We start from the raw sequence: 20,101 nt of genomic DNA, 5'->3' as shown, positions 1-20,101 counted from the left end.
TCACCGGAGTGGGGCGGCCTGTCGTTCCTCCGTCAGGTGGCGCGCTGCCTTGCGGGCCGGATGACCCCGCGTGCCACGTCGGGCCTGTTGGTGATGACGCCGTCCACCCGGTAGGAGATCAGGCGGCGCATGGTGTCCGGGTCGTCCACGGTCCAGGCGAGGACGTCCATGCGGTGACCGTGGACGCGACGGACGTACTCGGCGGTGAGGTCGCCGTGCGGCGGGTTGATCTGGCTGGCGAACTCGGCCAGGTCCGGGAGTTGCGCGGCCGTCGGCGTGCCGAGCAGACCGATCGGAACCTGGGGCATGACCTGGTGGAAGGTTCGCATCGAGTCCCAGTCGAACGACTGCACGACGAGCCTGCCCGGAGTCAGCCAGGAGGGGTTGCGTCGCAGTTCGTCGGCGACGCGGGCCTCGATGCCCGGGTAGAGCCGCGGAGCCTTGATCTCCAGCAGGAGACCGAGCCCGCTTCCGCTCATCGCGCGAAGCGTCTCTCCGAGCGTCGGCACCGGTTCGTCCCGGTACTTCCAGGAGAACCACGAGCCCGCGTCCAGTTTCCTGATCTCCGCGAGCGTGAGGTCGCCGACCTTCCAGGGAGCCCGGCCGGGGAAGACTTTTTCGACGTCGGTGGTGCGGGCCAGTGTCGTGTCGTGCACCAGGACCAGTTCGTGGTCGCTGGTCTCCTGGATGTCGAGTTCGAACATGTCGGCGCGCTGTTCTCGGGCCAGTTCGAAGGCCGCGACAGTGTTCTCCGGCGCGTGCGCGGACGCCCCGCGGTGGGCGACGACGGTCGTCTGCGAGGGCGCGGCGGCCGACGCGGGGACGACCGCCGCCAGAACCGCCGTGGTGGTCGTGATGATGAGGCCGAGTCGTCGGAACATGGGTCTCCTCGGGCTTGGATCGACGGCCTACGATTCCAAGCTGACGAGACTCGGTGACGGCGAGTTGATGAACAAGTAACCCGCCGGTGCCGGACAGATGAGCAGACGCGACCGGCCCTGGGCGCCCTGGGGCGGCCCGGGATGGCGCGCCGGGTCAGTTGCGGCGGCCCGACAGGGTCGCGGTGTAGGTGGAGTTGCCGCAGGGGTAGCCGCCGAATCCACGCATCGAGATCCGCCCGGAGACGGTGCCGTTGTCGTGGAAGGTGTAGGTGGCGCCGCCCTCCGTCGGGTGGTAGATGCAACTGGCGATGCTGCTGTTCGCGGTGAAGTTGTTGGTGAAGGTGGCGCTGATCCTCGAGTCGGGCGACACCGTGACGGTGTTGCCGTTGACCCTGACGTAGGCCATGTCGAGGGAGGCGGTGCTCCTGACGCAGGCCGAGTTGCTGCCGTACCAGATGGCGCCGACGTCCGGGGATCCGGCGGGGAAGCCCGACTTGAGGCAGACGTCCACGGGGTTGACCCCGTTGGTGGTGACCCGCGTGACGGTGCTGCGCAGGACGACGGTGCCGGAGCGGCGGAAGCCTCTGCCGCTGACGCCGCCCGAGATGGTGACGCTGTAGCTGACCGAGCCGCGGGCCGCGCTCGCGTTGCCCGCCGTGTCGCGGGTCGTGTCGTGGGTCGTGTTCGCCTGGGCGGAGGCCGGGAGCGCTGCGACGACCAGCGCCGCGCCGGCGAGGGTGGACAGGATCGTGCGTGTGCGCATGTGCTGCTCCTGACGGAAAGGGCGGGCCCCCGGCCGAGTTTGGAACGATCCGCCGCCCGCGGCCATCCCCAATCGTGGGGATGGCCGCGGGCGGTCCGGGCACGGCAGGATCAGCACAGACGCAGCTCCATGGCCCAACGCAGGGCTGCGGCGCGGGGGGAGAGATCCTTCTCCCCGGGGTGGGAGGCCAGGTACTTTCGTTTGATCGCCTCAAGGTGGTCGGCGACGGTACCTGGTCTGATCCCCAGCTCCCTGGCCGTCTCCTTCAGGCCGAGGCCCCGGCAGCCGACCACGGCGACCACGTCGAGCTCGCGCGGCGACAGGCGGTTCATCCTGCGGCGGCGGACGGTCAGGGCGAAGGCTCCGGCCAGCGCGGCCTCCAGCCCGGCCGCGTCCGTTCCCAGGGCGACGCGGACCTCCTGCTCGCTGTCGCCCTCGGCCAGCGCGCGCAGCGCCGTACGCTGGCCCGGGGACAGGTCGGCTCCGGTGAGCGGCCGCGTCCTCGCGTCCTCCAGGAGCAGGGCGGCCAGCAGCGGCGAGACGTAGCGGCGGGCGGAGCCGACGACGCCGACCGCGTGGACGTACTCCCTGTGGGTGGTGAAGCGCTTCTCCACGTATCCCCACGCCCCGGCCGCGATCACGCCGAGCACCTGTTCGCCGCCCGCGACTCCCGAGGTGGCCAGCACCCGCCAGCCGCGGGCGGCGAGGTAGGCGACCGCCTCGCCGCCCGCGCGTCCCTCCGGCAGCGAGTAGTCGCAGACCACCACGTCGCCGGGACGCCCCGCGGGGAGCGCCTCGACGGCGGTCACCGGTTCCAGCACCCGGTGCCCGGCGAGACGCAGCGCGTCGGCCAGCGGATAGGAGACGATCGGGTGGTCGTCGACGACGCCGACGAGTCCGCCGTGCGCGGCTCCGCCCGCCGACGGAGCCGGTTCCCCTCCCGTGGGCGAGGCCGGTTCTCTCCCCGCCGGTGGAGTCGGTCCGCTCACCGCCGCTCTCCCGGCCAGCGCAGGACGATCTTGGCGCCGCCGCCGGCGGGGGAGTCGATCTCCCAGTGCCCGCCGTGCCGTTCGACGGCGGCGAAGCTGTGCGACATCCCGCCGCCGCGCGGGGCCAGGTCGGGGGAGAAGCCCCGTCCCCTGTCGCGTACGACGATGGTCACGCCGTCGCCGGCCGCCGTCACGTAGAGGTGCACGCCCAGCGGGTTGCCCGCGTGCCTGGCGACGTTGTTCAGCGCCTCGCGGGCCGCGGAGGCGAGCACCTCGCCGACCTCCGGCGGCGGGTCGTCGTAGACGCGCAGCACGTGGGTGAGCTCCAGGCCGAGGTCGGCGGCGCTCTCGACGACCTCGGCCATCAGGTCGGCGAACGCCGTCGCCTGCTCGCCGGTGATGAACCGCCTGGCCCGCTGCGCGGCGCGGCGGGCGGCGCGTGCGGTCGGCGGGTCCAGTGTCGGGCTGCCCGCGACCCGTTCCACGATCGGCAGCAGGTCGTCGTGGATCGCCCGATGGGCCGACTCGCGCTGGCGCATCGCCTCCTGGCGGCGTTTGTAGTCGGCGAGCAGTTCCTGGCGCTCCTCCGCCAGCCGCTGCGCCAGCACCGTCTGGCCCGCCAGGTCGCGCAGCTCCCTGCCGATCAGCACCGCGATCAGGAACCACAGCGTGAAGCCCAGCAGGTCGGACAGCAGTTTCTGGGTGAGGTTGGGGTGGATCGAAGCGGTCCAGACGGCGGCGAGAACGGCCACCGCAGCCATCGCGCGGCGGCTCCAGCCGAGCCCGAAACCGAGCACCGCGGAGGTGGCCAGCGAGAAGGGCAGCAGGGAGGTCATGACGACGTTGCGTTCGTGGGGAAAGGCGGCGCGTGAGCCCACGACCATCACGATGAGACTCACGAGCACGTCGGTCCAGACCAGGAGGGGGTCGTGCAGGGTGCCGGTCCGCCAGGCCCTGCGCGCGAACCATCCGGCCTCGACGGCGGCCACGGTCGCCACGGTCACCGCCGCCCACGGCGCCGAGAGGCGGTCCCAGGCGGCCAGGGGGACCACGAGGAAGGCCGTGGTGCCCGCCCTGGCGTAAACGATCATTCTGGCCATCCGCCGTTCGGTGGCGGCCTCGACGTCGTGCCGTAGCAATTCCACGACTAGCGGACGTGTCTGGGCCCACGCCGGGGTTACCGTGTGCCCTGATCGTTACCGCTCAGGCCGCGGCGCTCAGCGCCTCGTGCAGGCTGCCGCACGTCTCGAAGTGCCTGTCGAGATTGGTGATGGTCAGCAGGTGGGTGATCATGCCGGGGCGCACCACCAGGATGAGACGGCCGCGCGTGTCCCTGACCCGCGTCAGCGCGCCCACCAGGATGCCCAGGCCGACCGAGTCGCAGAACGGCACCGCCGTCAGGTCGACCACCACGCACGGATGGCCGGGGAGCTCAAGGGCGCGGTCGAGCTCGGCGCGCAGTCGCGGCGCGACCGCCATGTCCAGTTCGCCCTCCGCCCGCACCACCACGCACGGTCCCCTACGCCACCGCTGAACCTCGAACATCGGTATCACGATCATCACCTCCGTGCAGGTTAACTGCCCTGACAGGCGACGGTTATGCGCTCGGCTACCTCTTGCAGATGTTCTGGGTCGCGGTCCTGGCGGTCGGGGCGGCGCTCGGCGTGGCCGTGGCCGTCGGAGCAGGCTCGGGAGTCTCCTTGACGGTGACCTTCTTGGCCCCTGGATACCGCTGGCCGACGACCACCTCGATCCGGTCGCCGAGGTCGTCGACAAGGCGCACGTCGGCCCCCGGCAGCGCGGCCGACAGGGTGCGCGCCGAGTCCTCGCGGCCGGGGCCGTACCGGATGAGGGTCTTGTCGTGGTCTCTTTCCCTGGTGTCGCCCGCGGGCTCGGGGACCAGGAACCCGGCCCGCAGCAGGTCGGTCCTCGTCCGCGCGCCGAGACCCCTGATCAGGGTGCCGTTGAGCACCTTGACGGAGATGCGCGAGGGCGGCACGGTCAGCGGGGTCGCGGAGGGGGACGGCTTCGCGGTGGGGCTCACCGCGGCGCTCGCCGTCGGGCTCGCCGTGGGTTTCGCGGGCTTGGTGAGCGGCTCGTCGGCGGCGATCCTGCGGAACAGGTCGGCGGCGGCCTTCTTGTCCCAGAGCACGGCCGACTCGCCGGTCGGCGTCTTGTAGTCGACGTCGGCGAGCGGGACCGTGGCGAAGGCCACGTCGTCGGTCGAGACGTTCTTGAGCTGGTTGGCCAGGCCGAGCAGGTCCTTGCGGAGCGCGTCGTCCACGCTGAGCGTGCCGAGGGTGCTGTTGACGAACGAGGTGAGCTTGACGGGGTTGGTGAGCGTGCCGCCGCTCAGCGCCCGGTGCAGCAGCGCCGAGATGACCTGCTGCTGACGGTCGATGCGGTCGAGGTCGGAGCGGGCGGTCGCGCGGGTGCGGGCGTAGGACAGGGCCTTGGCCCCGTCGAGGGAGTAACTGCCCGGCTGGAGCTTGAGGCCGGTCTTCGGGTCGTCGATGGGGACGGGGGTGCAGACGTCGACGCCGCCGAGGGAGTCGACCACCTCGATGAAGCCGAGGACGTTGACCTCGACGTAGTGGTTGACGGTCAGGCCGGTGGCGTTCTGCACGGCGCGTACGGCGAGCTTCGGGCCGCCCAGCTGGTAGGCCGCGTTGATCTTGTGGTCGCCCTTGCCGGGGATCGTCGTCCAGGTGTCGCGGGGGAGGCTGACCACGGTGATCCTGGTGTGGTCCTCCGACAGGTGCAGGAGCATCATGGTGTCGGTGCGCTGGCCGCTCTCGCGGCCCAGCTTGAGCTGGTTCTGCTGCTGACGGCTGAGGTTGTCGCGCTTGTCGACGCCGACGACGAGGATGTTCATGGCCCCGGTCGAGTGCGATCCCGGCACGCCCGCGTCGACCGACTTGATGGTGCTCCCCACGTAGTTCGTGAACGCCCATGTCGTCCCCGAACCGCCCAGCACCAGGCAGGAGAGCGCTCCCGCGAGGATCAGGCCGCGCCGCCGGGACCGAGCGCCTCTGGCGGACCTGCGGTCACGCCGAGGGGTCACCCGGACCTTGCCGTAGGCGTCACCGCCCACCCGCACGGCCGAGTCCTCGTCTTCCGGGTCGCGCATGCGTGGCCCCCTAGGTGCGGCTGGGTCGATGAGGTACCCGTCCGTACAGTAGCGTGAGCGACGCCATGAAGCAGTTCCCCGACTCGCCCGCGCCGGCGTCGTCTCCCGAGACACGTGTCTGGCCCCCCATCTCCATCGTCATCCCGGTGCTGAACGAGGAGCGCCATCTTCGGGAGGCGGTGCGTCAGGTCCTGTCGCAGCAGTACGCGGGACCGATCGAGGTCGTGCTCGCCATCGGTCCCTCGAAGGACCGCACCCAGGAGGTCGCGGACGCGATAGCCGCGGAGGATCCGCGGGTGGTCGTGGTGCCGAACCCGACGGGGCGCACGCCGAACGCCCTCAACGCCGCCATCGCCGCCTCCAGCAACGCGATCGTCGCCAGGGTGGACGGTCACGCGATGCTTCCCGAGGACTACCTCAGGGTCGCGGTCGAGACGCTCGAGGAGACCGGAGCCGACAACGTCGGCGGTGTCATGGCCGCCGAGGGGATCACGCCGTTCGAGCAGGCGGTGGCCCGCGCCATGACCTCCAAGATCGGCGTCGGCGGGGCCAGGTTCCACACCGGCGGCACCGCGGGCCCCGCGGACACCGTCTACCTCGGGGTGTTCCGCCGCGAGGCGCTGGAGCGCGTCGGCGGCTACGACGAGCACTTCCAGCGGGCGCAGGACTGGGAGATGAACCACCGCATCCGCGAGACGGGCGGCCTGGTGTGGTTCCAGCCCCGCATGCGCGTCTCCTACCGGCCGAGGCCGACCGTCAAGGCCCTCGCCAAGCAGTACTTCCACTACGGCCGCTGGCGGAGGGTGGTCGCCCGCACCCACGAGGGCACGATCAACCTGCGCTACCTCGCGCCTCCCGCGGCGGTGGCGGCCATCATCGCGGGTCTGCTCGTCTCGCCGTTCTTCTGGCCGGGCCTGCTGATCCCCGGCGGCTACCTCGCGGCGATCCTCGCGGGCTCCGCGGTCACCGGCAGCGGCCTGCCCACGGCGTCGCTGCTGCGGCTGCCGCTGGTCTACATGACCATGCACATGTCGTGGGGGTGGGGGTTCCTGACGAGCCCGCGCCGCCTCGGCAAGCCCGCGGGGCCCGGCAGGCCGGCGGGCTGACCCGGCCCGCCGCGGGCGGGGCGCGCCACGCGGGCTGCGGAGCCCGCCGTGCGGGGACGCCCGGCGTCTCCACGGGGCGGCCGTACGGCGGCGCCCGCGGTGTCCCTCAACGTCCCGCGGTGTCCTTCAGCGGTCCGCGGTGTCCCTCAACGGTCCGCGGTGTCCTTCAGCGTCCCCGCGCGTTCGTAGGCGCCGTTCACCGCGTCGTTGAAGCGGGTCATGGCGTTCGGGTGGTCGGGGCCCAGCAGGTAGGTCCTGAGCTTGCGCCGCGCGGCGGCGAGGACGTCCTCGCCGCCCTCGTCGAGGGCCCGCAGCACGGCGGACAGCTCGTCCAGGTCCTCGGTGAGCGTGTAACCGGCCTCCGCGCTCGGATACCGCTCACGGAAGGCCTCCTCGGGCATCCCCGCCACGTTGGTCACCATGTACGGCTTGCCGCTGGCGACGAAGTCGGCCACCACGCTGGAGATGTCGGTGACCAGCAGGTCGGTCTGGTTGAAACAGCCGTAGAGGGTCGGCTTCCTGCCGGTGACGACCAGGTGCCTGACGGGTCCCGCGTCGCGGCGGCCCGCGGGATGGCGGGCGATCGACCCCGACAGTTCCGCGGCCTCCAGCATCGCGCTGATCCGCCGGTGCGCCTCGCGCGCCTCGGGGTTGCGGTAGCCGGTCAGCGGATGCGGCTTGTAGATGATCCGCACCGGCGGCGTGTGGGCGAGCAGGGCGGAGACGATGCCGGGCCCCATGGCGATGATCGAGGTGTGGAACAGGTCGTCGGTCCACCCCTCCCAGGTGGGCGCGTAGAGCACCGTGCGGTAGGGCAGGCCGGGGCCCTCGGTGTGGATCCCGGACAGCTGCGGGCGGCCCACCTCGTGGATGTCCTCGTCGCGCACGCCGACCCTGGCGCGGAGATAGCGGTCGCGGCCCGCCTGGCCCGCGACCCAGACCTCGTCGTAGACCTTGGTGAACGGGTTGAAGGACGCTTCCTTGTCGCTGTCCCCGTGGCCGACGAAGACGCTCCTCATCCCCTGGATGCGGAGCATGTGGATGTTCTTGCCGACGTTGGAGGGGTACAGGCACAGCCTCGCGAGGCCGAGGGCCCCGAAGCTCATCAGGTCGGCCGCGGACGGGACGCACACCACCGGCAGCGAGGTCTCGGGGAGGGTCCCGAGCATGTCGCGTTCCCTGAGCACCACCGCGGCCCGCCGGTCCATCCGTTCCAGCGGTCGCAGCCACATGGCCGCCTGGTAGGCCGAGTCGTTCGGCCCGGAGAAGTAGAGGACCACCTCGGGGCCGTACTCGGCGAGGCGCTCCTCGGCCTCCCGCAGCAGAGCGCGCCTGTCGCGCAACGGCCGCACCCGGGACAGGTGGGGAAGCAGGCCCGCCACGCCCGCCGCGCACAGGAGCAGCGCGACCCCCGCTCCGGCCACGCCCAGGCGGTCCGCGCCGAGCGCCGCGTCCAGGCCCGCGCCGCCGATCGGCAGCGCGTCGAGACAGAGCAGGCGCATGCTCCTGTGGTCGACCAGGACGCCCGGCGGCGGCGCGGGGAGAGGGGCCGTGCCGAGGTTGCGGGTCAGCACCGGCAGCTGGTTCAGGGTCCGGTTGTAGCACAGCGCCATCCAGGTCTGCAGGGCCCGCACGCCGTGCAGCGCCACCAGTCCCAGGACCAGGGCCGCGAACCAGGGGGAGTCGGCGCCCGCCGTCCTGGCGACCAGGACGACCGCGGCCGTCTCACGCAGCACGAAGCGCATCGTGACCCCCAGGTGGATCCTGGCCAGCAGGTCGACCAGCGGGCGGGCGCGGCGTCTGGCGGCGATCTCCGTCGCGTAGGACGCGGCGCAGCACGCCAGGAACGGCCACGGCCGGGGCCACAGGGCGGTGACGATCAGCAGCGGGTACGGGCCGAGCACGGCAGCGCACACCACAAGGTCACGAAGGTCACGCTTCATCCTCTGACGCTAACCTGCGTATGGGTGTTTCCCCTGGTAGGCGCGCTGTGTCACATGTCCGGTTCGCCCTGTCAGGCCCCGTCGAGGCGGACGTCGACCACCTGTCCGGTCAGGGGGGAGATGAGCACGTCCAGTGAGGTCTGGGCGACGGCGCGCGGGGACAGGAGGGTGTGCGCGGGCTCCTCCCCGAAGGCGCGGGTCCGCATCGGAGTGCTGGTCCGCTCCGGGTTGACGCAGTTGACCCGCACGCCGTACTCGGCCCACTCGTCGGCGAGCGCCTGGGTCAGGTTGACCACGGCGGCCTTCGTCGAGGAGTAGAGGCTGTAGTCGGCCCTGCCCCTGGTGTAGGAGGAGGAGGTGTAGAGCAGCAGGTGGCCCCGGGTCTCGCGGAGGTGGCGGATGGCGGCCCTGGCGACGTTGACGGGGCCGAGGTAGTTCACGCCGACGGTCTCGGCGACCGTGGCGTCGTCGACCTCGCCGAGCTTGCCCATGTGCAGCACTCCGGCCGTGTTGACCACGTAGTCGATCCTGCCGGTCTCCTTGGCCGCGTGGGCGAGGGCGTCCTCGACCGCCTGGGGGTCCTCGACGCGCACCCCGTTCAGCGACCTGGAGAAGGAGAACACCTCCGCGCCGTGGCGTTCGGCCAGGTCGACCACGCCCGCGCCGATGCCGTAGCTGCCGCCGAAGACCACCACGGTCCTGCCCTGGAGCGCCTGCCGGTAGGCGAAGGGGGGATGCTCGGGAGCGGTGCTCGCCGCGAGCTGGAAGAGCTTGTCGGCGATGAACACGTCGACCGGGTGGGTGACCTTCATGTTGTGCTCGCTGCCCGGCACGATGTAGATCGGCACGTCCGGCAGGTAGCGCAGCACCACGCCGCAGTCGTCCGTCGGCGGCATGCTGTCGAAGTCGGGGTCGGCGAACGCCCTTTCGTAGGCCTCGCGGATCACCGACAGGCGGAAGCACTGCGGGGTCTGGCCGCGCCGCAGCCTCGACCTCTCCGGGATGTCGCGGATCACCTCCCCGCGCGGTCCGGGGGCGGCCACCACGATCGTGTCCGAGCTCGGGATCGCCACGTCGACGGCCGAGTAGACCTTCAGGGCCTCGACGCACTCGGTGATGATCCGGGGCTCCAGCAGCGGCCGCACGGCGTCGTGCAGGAGCACGTCGCACTCCTGCGAGCCCAGGGCCCTCAGCGCCCGCCAGGTGGTCTCGGTACGGCTGGCGCCGCCCTCCAGGACCTTGGTGACCTTCCTGAAGCCGTTGCGGGCCACGACCTGCTCCACGTCCTCGGTGAAGCCCGGCGTCATCAGCACGACGATCTCGTCGATCTCCGGCGCGCCGTCGAACACGGCCAGGGTGTGCTCCAGGATCGTCCTTCCGGCGATCTTGATGAGCTGTTTCGGGGTGTTGAGGCCGACCCGCTGGCCGACCCCGCCGGCAAGGACGACCCCGACGGTACGAAGGCGTGGTTCAAGAGCGGCCAAGGTCAGCTTCCTTCAACGGTCCGGATACGGCGAGCGTAACGGTTGAGTACCCGATCCCGGGTCGCGGTCCCGTGCTATGCAGTCAAGATCTCGCTACGCTAAGTGCGCACTCCCCGATTCGTACGGTGACCCCGTCGGATACGAAGGAGCCCGATTTGCAGGATTCCGATGCTTCTGTCCCCTCCGATGCCCCAGTGCCCTCCGGTGATCCCACGCCGCCCGCCGTCTCGCGGACGGTCGTCGTCGTGCTCGCCACCACCCCGGCGGCCGCTCTGCGCCGCGCCGACGGCACGCTACTCGACCGGCTGATCGACCAGCTCTCCACGTTCTCCACGGGAGACGTGCACGTGATCGCCCGCTCGAGCGGCGTCATCCACGCCCCCGGCGGCGCCTACATGATCGGCTCGGAGGGGTCGCACGGCCTCGCCGAGGACCTGCGCAGGGTCGCGGGCGTCGCCCGCACGGCCACCGGCCCCGTCGCCGTGGTCGCGGGGAACCTCGTGGTCCACACCGAGGCCCTGGCGCTGCTCATGCGGCGTCCTGACGCCGGGACGGCCGCGCTGGTGGCCAAGGGGGGAGAGGAACCGGGCCCCTCGCGCCCGCCGGTCCGGATCGACAGGGGCCTGGTCGTCGCGGCGGGGACCGCCTTCCACGACGTGGCCGAGCCGAACGGCACCTTCAGGGGCGCGTTCCAGGTGGGCGCGGACGACCTGCTGACCCTGGCCGCGACCGCGGAGACGCTGGCCGACCTGGCCGAGGTCGGCAGGTTCGGCCCCGCGGACGGCGCGGAGACCGGTGAGCTGCTCCTGGCGGGCCTGCTCCGCTCCGGCGTCACGGTGCGGGCGGTCAGGCTCGGACGGCTGCGCTGCGACCGGGTGACGATCCAGGCCGAGGCAGACGAGGCCGTGTCGCGCCTCGGCGAGGTGGACGAGAGCCGGGCCAGGCTGGACGCGGTCGTCAAGACCGACGACGGCTTCTTCGCCACCTACTTCGTGAGCTCCTGGTCCAAGCACGTGGTCAGGCTGGCCGCCATGCTCGGCCTGACGCCGAACGCGGTCACCGGGATCTCCGTCGGCCTGGCCGTGCTGGCCGCCGTCTGGTTCTCCGACGGCACCCGCTCCGCGCAGGTCGCCGGGGCGGTGCTGCTGTACCTGTCGTTCGTGCTCGACTGCGTCGACGGCCAGCTCGCCCGCTACACCCGGGCCTTCTCCCCGCTGGGCGCGTGGCTCGACGCCACCTTCGACCGGGTCAAGGAGTACGTCGTCTACGTGGGCCTCGCCTTCGGCTACGCCGCCGGGCTCGACGACTCGGGCGGCGGCCCCGACGGCATCTGGGCGCTGGCGGTCGCGGCGATGATCCTGCAGATGCTCCGTCACATGATCGACTTCTCCTACGCGGGCGCCCGCGCGGACACGGAGCGGGCGCGGCGGGCCAGGGCCGGGGACGTGGGCTCGCCGGCCGCGCTGGACGACATGGCCGCCGGCCCCTCGCCACGGCGCAGGGCCGTGCCCACGGGGAGGCGGGGGCGTGATCCGTACGCCCCGACCTCCGTCCACGCGGTCCTCGGCGGCGGCTCCGACGGCGCTCCCGGCACGGGTCCGGACGTCGCTGCCGCCGCCGCTCCCGGCGCGGGGCTCGCGGACGAGCCCGTCGGCGGGCCCGCGGACGAGACGGGCAGGAGGACGAAGAGCGGCAACTGGGTCGTACGGCTTTCGCGCCGCCTGGAGGAGGACTCCTTCACCCGCTGGCTCAAGAAGATCATCGTGCTTCCCATCGGGGAGCGGATGGCCCTGATCGCGGTGACGGCGGCGCTCTTCAACGCGCGGGTGACCTTCGTCGCGCTGCTGACCTGGGGCTGCGTCGCGGCCCTGTACACCCTCGCGGGCAGGATCGCCAGATCGGCGGGTCGGCGGTCGTGACGGGCGAACGCGCGACGCGCCGCGGGGGAGCGGGCGGGGGAGCGGGGAGGACCGACGAGGCGGGGCGAGTGCCCGCGAGGCGACTGAGGAGAGGGGCGCGACCATGGTCACCGTCCACATGACGCCGGTGCCGCGCGGCAACGTGGTGGCCTACCGGGACGACGGGGTGCCCGCCCAGGCCATGGGCACGATGGTCGCCGGGCAACTGCCCCCGCTGCCGCCCGCGCTGGTCGGGACGTTCGTGACCGGGGTGCTGCTGATGGTCGGGGTCGCGGGCACCGACGGCCTGGCGGTGTTCGCCCCCGCGGTCGCGCTCCTGCTGGCGGGCCCCGGCAGCTCCCACCCGCACGACGGCCGGTTCGACTGGCTGGTCCCGCCGATCCTGCGCCTGACCGAGTACGGGTTCACGGCCTCGGTGGGGTTCGCGCACGACGTGCCGCCGTGGCTGATCCTGGTCCTGCTCGGCGCGATGGCCTTCCACCACTATGATCTTGTCTACCGTCTGCGCCAGCGGGTCTACCCGCCGCAGTGGCTGGCCACTTTCGGACTCGGCTGGGACGGCAGGATGCTGCTGATCGCGCTCGGTGGTCTCGCCGGGCAGGTCACGCTGGTCTTCGTCCTGCTCTCGCTGTATCTGTGGGGCCTGTTCGGGTGGGAGAGCATCACCTGCTGGCTGGCCGTGCCGAGATCGGGGGTGGACGCGGTGGATCTCGAGGCACACGATTGAGAACGCCTGGCAAACCTCCGATTACACGATCAGGGCCTGAAGGCAACTAACCTTTGGGGCCAGGAGTGCCCGTCGAGGGGCTCACTTGGATGAGGAGTGCACGTTGCTGGGAATGGTGCTGGCCGCCGGGGCCGGACGACGCCTGCGGCCGTACACGGACACGCTGCCCAAGGCGCTCGTGCCGGTCGACGGTGACACCACGATCATGGACATCTCGCTGCGGAACCTCGCGGCGGCCGACCTCCGTGACGTCGTGGTCATCGTCGGATACCAGGCGCAGGCCGTACACGAGCGGAAGGCCGAGCTGGAGCGGCGGCACGGTGTGAAGCTCACCCTCGTGCACAACGACAAGGCCGAGGAGTGGAACAACGCCTACTCCCTGTGGTGCGCGCGCGACTACTTCGACCAGGGCGTGCTCCTGGTCAACGGCGACACCGTGCACCCGGTCTCCGTCGAGGAGACGCTGCTGTCCGCGCCCGCGACCAGCGACATCCTGCTCGCGGTCGACAACGTCAAGAAGCTCGCCGACGAGGAGATGAAGGTCACCCTCGACGGCGAGGGCCACCTGAGGCTGATCACCAAGCTGATGGACCCCTCGGACGCCGCCGGTGAGTACATCGGCGCGACGCTGATCCGCCCCGGCGTCGGCGAGCGCCTCGCCGACGCGCTCCAGGCCACCTTCGAGCGCGACCCGCAGCTGTACTACGAGGACGGCTACCAGGAGCTGGTCGCCCGCGGCGAGAAGATCGCGGTCGCCCCGATCGGTGAGGTCTCGTGGGTCGAGGTCGACAACCACGACGACCTCGCCAAGGCGCGGGAGATCGCGTGCCGATACTAGCCAGGATGCTGCCCGCCCCGCTGACCATGGAGGTACGGCGGGGCGCGATCGCCCAGCTCGGCACGCTGCTGGCCGACAGCCGGGTGGCGACCTCGGGACGGGTCGCGGTGGCCGTGGGCGCGGGCCAGGGAGACAGGATCGCCTCGGTGATCGCCCCCTCGCTCGACGAGGCCCAGGTCTTCCGGGTGGCTGACGGCTCGGTCGACGCGGCGGTCTCGCTGGGCGCCGACCTGCGCAAGGGCGCCTACGAGGCGCTCGTCGGCATCGGCGGCGGCAAGACCATCGACGCGACCAAGTACGCCGCGTCGCTCGCCGGGATCCCGATGGTCGCGGTCGCCACCAACCTGTCGCACGACGGCATCTGCTCGCCGGTGGCGTCGCTGACGCACGACGGGGGCAAGGGCTCCTTCGGCGTGCCCATGCCGCTGGCGATCGTGGTCGACCTCGACTTCGTCCACGACGCGCCCTCCTCGCTGGTCCGCTCCGGGGTCGGCGACGTGGTCAGCAACCTGTCGGCGATCGAGGACTGGCAGCTGGGCAACGCCGAGCGGGGCGAGCCGATCGACGGCCTGGCCTGCGCGATGGCCCGCACCGCGGCGGAGGCGGTGATCGGCAGGACCGACTCGATCGAGTCGGACGCCTTCCTGACCGTGCTGGCGGAGGCGCTCATCCTCTCGGGGATGTCGATGGTCATCGCAGGCTCCTCCCGTCCCTCCAGCGGCGGAGACCATGAGATCCTGCATGCCGTGGATCAGCTTTTTCCCGGCACCTCCAATCACGGCGAGCTCGCCGGGATCGGTGCCGCCTTCTGTTTCTTCCTCCGCGAGGACTCGCGGAGGCTGTCCCAGGTCGTCGACTGCCTGCGCGCGCACGAGCTGCCGGTCACCCCGGCGGACGCCGGGCTGACCGGCGACCAGTTCACCGAGGCGGTCATGCTGGCGCCCTCGACCCGCCCGGGGCGTTACACGATCCTGGAGCACCTGCGCCTGTCGGAGTCGGAGATTCGCGATCGGGTGGGGGACTATGTCCGGGCCGTCGGTCGCTGAGTTCCGCGCGGTCGCCCAGCCGCAGTCGACCATGGGCCGCAACAGCGGCGAGCACTGGGCGGGCTCGCTCTACATGCGCAAGCTGTCGATCTACGTCACCTGGTTCCTCGCCAAGACGCCGATCACCCCCAACCAGACCACCTGGCTGATGATCCTGTCCGGGCTGCTGGCCGGCGCGGTCCTCGCGCTGCCGGGGCTGTGGGCGGCGGTCGTCGCCGCCCTGCTGGTCCAGCTCTACCTGCTGCTCGACTGCTCGGACGGCGAGCTGGCGCGGTGGACGGGACGCACCTCCATCACGGGCGTCTACCTCGACCGGGTCGGCCACTACTTCGCCGAGGCCGCCATCCTCATCGGGCTCGGCTTCAGGGCCTCGGAGGTCCTGCCCGACTGGTACACCGTGATGGGCTTCGCCGCCGCGCTCGGCGCCATCCTGATCAAGGCGGAGACCGACCTGGTCGACGTGGCCCGCGCCCGGTCGGGCCTGGTCGCGGCGACCGAGAGCTCGGCCGAGCAGTTCCGGTCGCGGGGCCTGGGCATGGCCCGCAGGGCCGCGGCCGCCCTGAAGTTCCACCGGCTGGTCCAGGCGGTCGAGCTGTCCCTCATCGTGGTGCTCGCGGCGCTCTGGGACGCCCTCAGCGGCGGCCTGGCCGCCACGAGGGTGCTCGTGGTCGCGTGCGTCGTGGTCGCCGTGCTGCAGACGGCCCTGCACCTGGTGAGCATCCTGGCCTCCAGGCGGCTTTCATGAGGAACCGGATGGCGTCGCGGTGCGTCGTAGGTGCGGACACCTTCCTGTTTGGTGGGTGTTCGCCTGCGGTTCCGATACGCTTATTTCCCGGTAAATCAGAAAGCTGTACTGAAGCCAGAATTGCCCCACTCAGCAGACTCGGTGATCATGAAAGTATGCTCCGCACGTGCTCTCGACGCGTCAAGGCGATGACCCGTTGAAGATCTCGTGCGTCATTCTCACCATGGGCAACCGGGTCCCTGAGCTGGCCCGGGCCGTCGAGTCCGCGCTCAACCAGACCGACGGCGACGTCGAGGTCGTCATCGTCGGCAACGGCGCGGACGTCCCCGAGCTGTCGGTCGGCGTGCCCGCGGGCTCGTCCGCCTCGATCAGGACCGTCAGGCTCAGCCACAACACCGGCATCCCGGCGGGCCGCAACCGCGGCGTCGAGGAGTGCTCCGGCGACGTCGTCCTCTTCCTCGACGACGACGGCTGGTACGGCGCGACGGACCTCGTCTCCCACCTGCGGGAGCGCTTCTCGACCGAGCACGACCTCGCGGTCGTCTCCTTCCGCGTGATGGACCCGGAGGGCGGCGCGGGCCAGCGCCGCCACGTCCCGCGTCTGCGCGCGGGCGACCCCGAGAGGTCCTCCCCGGTCACCACCTTCCTGGGCGGCGCGTGCGCCATCCGCCGCTCCGCCTTCCTCCAGGTCGGCGGCCTTCCCGAGCGCTTCTTCTACGCGCACGAGGAGACCGACCTGGCCTGGCGGCTGCTCGGCGAGGGCTACCGCATCGAGTACGACGCCAAAACCGTCATGTACCACCCGCAGGTCCCGCCGACCCGTCACGCGGACTTCTACCGCCTCAACGCCCGTAACCGGGTCTGGCTGGCCCGCCGCAACCTCCCCTGGCCGCTGGCGGCCTTCTACCTCCTCAACTGGATCGTCCTCACCCTGCTCCGAGAGCGCTCCCGGGCCGCGCTGCGCGCCTGGTTCAAGGGCTTCACCGAAGGGCTGCGCGAACCCGCGGGAGAGCGCCGCCCGATGGGCTGGAAGACCGCCTGGCGCATGCTCCGCCTGGGCCGCCCGCCGATCGTCTGACCCGGCGCATCCCTCCGGAGGCCCGGCTCGCGCGGACACGCGGGGCGGCGTCGTGCCGCCTCGCTCTCCGGTGAAGCGAGAGCACGCCGGGGCGGCGTCGTGCCGCCCCGCTCTCCGGTAAAGCGCGGGCACGCCCCGGGCAATCCCCGCCGGGGGATCTCTATCGAACCCATGTTCGATTGGTGACGATTGAAGGTGTTCGTGACCAAGGAGGAGCGGCGGACGAGCAGGCCTGCCCAGAGTGGGAACACCAGAGCACAAGCCCTCCATCGGGGGCGGGACCCCGGCCAGGGGGTGGCCGGGGAAGATCCGCTGTCGGCTCGGCCGTCGCGGCAGGTGAAGGCCTCCCGTGAGCGGACGTGAGCCGTCAGACGCTCGACGTCACGGAGAGGTCCTCATGTCTCACGGCATCTCGCCGCAGGGCGGCGACGGCCCGCCGCTGGACCCTCAGCCCGGCGTCCCGCCCCGCGACGGCTCACCGTCGGCGAAGCCTCCGCTGTTCACCCTCCGCACTCTTCTGGTCCTTTCCACGGCGGTCGTCGTCGGGCTTGTGATCGGCGTCCTGTCCTTCATGGGCGGCGTCGCGCCCCCGCTCGCCGTCGTCGCGGGCCTGAGCGCCTGCGGTCTCACGGTCGTCGGGCTTCACACCCTTCTCGACTGAGCCGCTGGGACGGCCGCCGCGGGGCCGTGGAGGCCGTCCCCGCGGGACACGGGATCACGGGATCCAGTTGAACGTGTCCGGGTCGGGGCCCACCCGCTCGTCGCGGTTGAGCCGGGAGATCTCCCCGATCTCGTCGTCGCTGAGCTCGAAGTCGAAGAGGTCGAAGTTCTCCTCCATCCGGGCGCGCCTGAGCGACTTGGGGAAGACGATGTCGCCGCGCTGGAGGTGCCAGCGCAGCGTCACCTGGGCGGGCGTCCTGCCGTGCCGCTCGGCGATCCGCGTGATCGTCGGGTCGCCGAGCACCTTGCCCTGTGCGATCGGGGACCACGCCTCCGTGGCGATGCCGTGATCGGCGTCGAAGGCGCGCAGCTCGTCCTGCGTCAGGTAGGGGTGCGCCTCGATCTGGTTGGCCGCGGGCACGATCTCGGTCTCCTCGAGCAGCCGCCGCAGGTGGTGCGGCTGGAAGTTGGAGACGCCGACCGCCCTGGCGCGGCCGGAGCGGGCGATCTTCTCCATCGCCCTCCAGGTCTCCACGAAGTCGCCGACGTCGGGCAGCGGCCAGTGGATGAGGAACAGGTCCAGGTAGTCGAACCCCAGGTCCTCCAGCGACCGGTCGAACGCCTTCAGGGCGTCGTCGTAGGCGTGGAAGCCGTTGTTCAGCTTGCTCGTGACGAACACGTCGCCCCGGTCGAGACCGGACGCGCGGACCGCCTCGCCGACCTGCTTCTCGTTGCCGTACATCTCGGCGGTGTCGATGTGCCGGAAGCCGACCTCGAGCGCGGAGAGAACCGTCTCCTTCGTCTCGTCCGGCTTGACCTGGTAGGTCCCGAAGCCCAACTGCGGGATTTCGACACCGTTGTTCAACCTGATGGTGGGTACCGAGGTCATCAAATCCCCCTTGGTGTTCTGGTGTGTTGAGCCCCAAGTGTGCAGGTACCCGTCCTGGTGTCGTTCAACAGATCTGACGGTGTGTCCCGTGCCACCCGCCGACCGGATCCGGTCGGCGGCCCGTGGACGGCCTTCGGGGGCGGGAGGCGGCACGGGCGGGGCGGCGCGGCCGTGGGGCGGCGTGCCGTTCGCCGTTCGTCATGGGGCGTCGAGAGCCATGACCCGGTCCGCTCTGGCGCTCCACCGCCCGTCGTCTTGGGTGATCCGGACGGGGTGGTCGAAGCAGGCGCTGATCCGGTCCGTGGTCAGGACGTCGGCGACGTGCCCCGAGGCCAGACAGCGGCCCCGCCGCAGCAGCATCGCGTGCGTGGTGCTCGCGGGGAGCTCCTCCAGGTGGTGGGTCACCAGGACCGTGGCCAGCGAGGGATGCTCGCTCCTGAGGACGTCGACGCTGCTGAGGAGCTGCTCGCGGGCGGCCAGGTCCAGGCCCGTCGCCGGTTCGTCGAACAGCAGCAGCCGGGGCTGAGGCATGAGCGCCCTGGCGATCAGCGCTCGGCCGCGTTCGCCCTGGGACAGGGTGGGCCAGCGCGCGTCGCTCCTGGCGCCCATGCCGAGCATCTCGATCAGGTGTCTTGCGCGCTCGGACTCCTCGGCCGTGGGCGTCCAGCGGGGCACGAGCGCGATCGTGTTCGTCAGGCCGGTCAGGACGACCTCTTCGACCCGCAGCGGCGAGTCGGGCGAGTGGCGCGGGTCGACGTGGCCCAGGTAGGAGCGCAGCTCCCGCATGTCGACCCGTCCGAGCCTGCGCCCCAGGACCTCGACCACGCCGCGCGTGGGGTGGGCGACCGCGCCGAGCAGGTTGAGCAGCGTGGTCTTCCCCGCGCCGTTGGCGCCGAGCAGTGCCCAGTGTTCGCCTCTGCGCACCGTCAGGGAGATCGACCGCAGCAGGTGGTCGCCGTCGCGGACGACGTCGACCTCGTGCACGCGCAGCACGGGCCCGGCCTCTGAGGGGTGCGAGACGACGACCGGCCTGCCGCTCCCGCCTGTCACCGCTCCGCCGTCTCCGCTCTCCCGGGAGCCGCCTCCGTTCACCGGGGATGAGCCCTCTCCGCTCGTCACCGATCCGCCGCCTCCGCCCGGATGAACGCCATGGTGCTCTCGAGGTTGTCGACCGTGGCGGCGATCGCGGCCTCGGCGTCGCCGCGCGCCAGCGCCTCCAGCACGTCGGCGTGGGCGCACGAGACGTCGGGCAGGGCGGTCTCGTGCGCGACCATCTCGATCAGCGCCTCGCGCAACACGGGGCGCACCAGGGTGAACAGGCCGACCAGGACGTCGTTGCCGGACAGCTCCACGATCGCGCGGTGGAACTCGAGGTCGGCGTCGACGAAGGCGGACGGCTCGCCGCAGGACCGCTCCTGACGGTCGCGCAACCTCGCTCTCAGCCGCTCGACGTCCTCGGGGCGGATGCGCTGCGCGGCCAGCCTGGCGGCCTCGACCTCGAGCGCCCTGCGCACCTCGTACGCCTCGAGCAGCCGGGCCCTGCGCAGGAGCCGGCGCACGTCGGGCTCCTCCTCGGTGACCGGCGACAGGTCGGTGACGAAGGTGCCGGAGCCGTGCCGTACGTCCACCAGGCCGTCACGCGCCAGCAGGCGGATCGCCTCCCGGACGGACGACCGGCCGACGCCGAGCTCCTCGGCGAGCCGCACCTCGCTCGGCAGCCGCTCACCGGCCTTCCAGCGCTTCTCCCTGAGCAGCTCGCGCAGCAGGCTCTCCAGCTGCGGCACGACAGGCCCGTGCCGCAGGCCTGATGGCTCCGTCATCGCTCACCTCACCGTCGTTCGCGGCGTCGAGGACCGCCCGGCCGTCGTCCTGGCCGCCTCGACAAGGACGATAGCAGGTCCTC

19 protein-coding genes are annotated in these 20,101 nt (G+C 71.6%); 8 read left to right on the top strand and 11 right to left on the bottom strand.

Annotated features, from left to right (window positions below; genetic code table 11):
• Positions 1-32 precede the first annotated feature (32 nt).
• The 6 genes from PKF00_RS09160 to PKF00_RS09135 form a co-directional block, all read right to left on the bottom strand.
• Positions 33-881 (bottom strand): glycerophosphodiester phosphodiesterase, encoded by an 849-nt coding sequence (locus tag PKF00_RS09160; RefSeq protein ID WP_271216945.1) that lies wholly within the window; start codon positions 879-881, stop codon positions 33-35.
• 154 nt (positions 882-1,035) lie between these two features.
• Entirely contained in the window at positions 1,036-1,644 is a 609-nt protein-coding gene (locus tag PKF00_RS09155) for a hypothetical protein (RefSeq protein ID WP_271216944.1), read from the bottom strand.
• Between the two features lie 110 nt (positions 1,645-1,754).
• A complete protein-coding gene (locus PKF00_RS09150; protein ID WP_271216943.1) occupies positions 1,755-2,633 on the bottom strand; it encodes a response regulator transcription factor in 879 nt (292 codons plus the stop codon).
• Positions 2,630-3,778 carry a sensor histidine kinase gene (locus PKF00_RS09145; RefSeq protein ID WP_271216942.1) on the bottom strand — a complete coding sequence of 383 codons (1,149 nt, stop codon included), beginning with the start codon at positions 3,776-3,778 and terminating at the stop codon, positions 2,630-2,632. Before PKF00_RS09145 ends, PKF00_RS09150 begins: the two co-directional genes overlap by 4 nt.
• A 58-nt stretch (positions 3,779-3,836) precedes the next feature.
• A complete protein-coding gene (locus PKF00_RS09140; protein ID WP_271216941.1) occupies positions 3,837-4,178 on the bottom strand; it encodes an STAS domain-containing protein in 342 nt (113 codons plus the stop codon).
• A 64-nt stretch (positions 4,179-4,242) separates the two neighbouring features.
• Positions 4,243-5,763, bottom strand: coding sequence for an LCP family protein (locus PKF00_RS09135; protein WP_271216940.1), 1,521 nt, complete (start codon positions 5,761-5,763; stop codon positions 4,243-4,245).
• Between the two features lie 65 nt (positions 5,764-5,828).
• Between PKF00_RS09135 and PKF00_RS09130 the strand changes: the two genes are divergently transcribed.
• The gene (locus tag PKF00_RS09130; protein ID WP_271217047.1) at positions 5,829-6,869 is read left to right on the top strand and encodes a glycosyltransferase family 2 protein; all 1,041 of its coding nucleotides are present in this window, start codon (positions 5,829-5,831) and stop codon (positions 6,867-6,869) included.
• 146 nt (positions 6,870-7,015) lie between these two features.
• Here PKF00_RS09130 and PKF00_RS09125 read toward each other — a convergent pair whose 3' ends face one another.
• Positions 7,016-8,812 carry a hypothetical protein gene (locus tag PKF00_RS09125; protein ID WP_271216939.1) on the bottom strand — a complete coding sequence of 599 codons (1,797 nt, stop codon included), beginning with the start codon at positions 8,810-8,812 and terminating at the stop codon, positions 7,016-7,018.
• A 71-nt stretch (positions 8,813-8,883) separates the two neighbouring features.
• The gene (locus tag PKF00_RS09120; RefSeq protein ID WP_271216938.1) at positions 8,884-10,296 is read right to left on the bottom strand and encodes a bifunctional cytidylyltransferase/SDR family oxidoreductase; all 1,413 of its coding nucleotides are present in this window, start codon (positions 10,294-10,296) and stop codon (positions 8,884-8,886) included.
• Between the two features lie 194 nt (positions 10,297-10,490).
• Here PKF00_RS09120 and PKF00_RS09115 point away from each other — a divergent pair, with 194 nt between their 5' ends.
• The 7 genes from PKF00_RS09115 to PKF00_RS09085 all read left to right on the top strand — a co-directional run bounded on the left by PKF00_RS09115 (position 10,491) and on the right by PKF00_RS09085 (position 17,310).
• Positions 10,491-12,215, top strand: a complete 1,725-nt coding sequence (locus tag PKF00_RS09115; protein WP_271216937.1) for a CDP-alcohol phosphatidyltransferase family protein — start codon at positions 10,491-10,493, stop codon at positions 12,213-12,215.
• Between the two features lie 103 nt (positions 12,216-12,318).
• Positions 12,319-12,942 carry a DUF5941 domain-containing protein gene (locus tag PKF00_RS09110; RefSeq protein WP_271216936.1) on the top strand — a complete coding sequence of 208 codons (624 nt, stop codon included), beginning with the start codon at positions 12,319-12,321 and terminating at the stop codon, positions 12,940-12,942.
• 103 nt (positions 12,943-13,045) lie between these two features.
• On the top strand, positions 13,046-13,780 hold the full coding sequence (locus PKF00_RS09105) for a phosphocholine cytidylyltransferase family protein (protein WP_271216935.1): 735 nt from the start codon (positions 13,046-13,048) through the stop codon (positions 13,778-13,780).
• Between the two features lie 5 nt (positions 13,781-13,785).
• The gene (locus PKF00_RS09100) at positions 13,786-14,826 is read left to right on the top strand and encodes an iron-containing alcohol dehydrogenase family protein (protein WP_271217046.1); all 1,041 of its coding nucleotides are present in this window, start codon (positions 13,786-13,788) and stop codon (positions 14,824-14,826) included.
• On the top strand, positions 14,804-15,571 hold the full coding sequence (locus PKF00_RS09095) for a CDP-alcohol phosphatidyltransferase family protein (RefSeq protein WP_271216934.1): 768 nt from the start codon (positions 14,804-14,806) through the stop codon (positions 15,569-15,571). Before PKF00_RS09100 ends, PKF00_RS09095 begins: the two co-directional genes overlap by 23 nt.
• 196 nt (positions 15,572-15,767) lie before the next feature.
• Positions 15,768-16,649: a glycosyltransferase family 2 protein gene (locus tag PKF00_RS09090; RefSeq protein ID WP_271217045.1), complete on the top strand. Its 882-nt coding sequence runs from the start codon at positions 15,768-15,770 to the stop codon at positions 16,647-16,649.
• A gap of 397 nt (positions 16,650-17,046) precedes the next feature.
• Positions 17,047-17,310 carry a hypothetical protein gene (locus tag PKF00_RS09085; RefSeq protein WP_271216933.1) on the top strand — a complete coding sequence of 88 codons (264 nt, stop codon included), beginning with the start codon at positions 17,047-17,049 and terminating at the stop codon, positions 17,308-17,310.
• Between the two features lie 54 nt (positions 17,311-17,364).
• Here the strand turns inward: PKF00_RS09085 and PKF00_RS09080 are convergent, their stop codons facing one another.
• The 3 genes from PKF00_RS09080 to PKF00_RS09070 form a co-directional block, all read right to left on the bottom strand.
• The gene (locus PKF00_RS09080; RefSeq protein WP_271216932.1) at positions 17,365-18,198 is read right to left on the bottom strand and encodes an aldo/keto reductase; all 834 of its coding nucleotides are present in this window, start codon (positions 18,196-18,198) and stop codon (positions 17,365-17,367) included.
• 198 nt (positions 18,199-18,396) lie between these two features.
• Entirely contained in the window at positions 18,397-19,191 is a 795-nt protein-coding gene (locus PKF00_RS09075; protein WP_271217044.1) for an ABC transporter ATP-binding protein, read from the bottom strand.
• A gap of 122 nt (positions 19,192-19,313) precedes the next feature.
• A complete protein-coding gene (locus tag PKF00_RS09070; RefSeq protein ID WP_271216931.1) occupies positions 19,314-20,018 on the bottom strand; it encodes a FadR/GntR family transcriptional regulator in 705 nt (234 codons plus the stop codon).
• Positions 20,019-20,101: the final 83 nt, after the last annotated feature.

The organism is Streptosporangium carneum (assembly GCF_027922005.1).
In the GTDB taxonomy this organism is placed as follows: domain Bacteria; phylum Actinomycetota; class Actinomycetes; order Streptosporangiales; family Streptosporangiaceae; genus Streptosporangium; species Streptosporangium carneum.
Note: the sequence above shows the minus strand (reverse complement) of the source record. Positions and strands in the feature narration are given on the sequence as shown.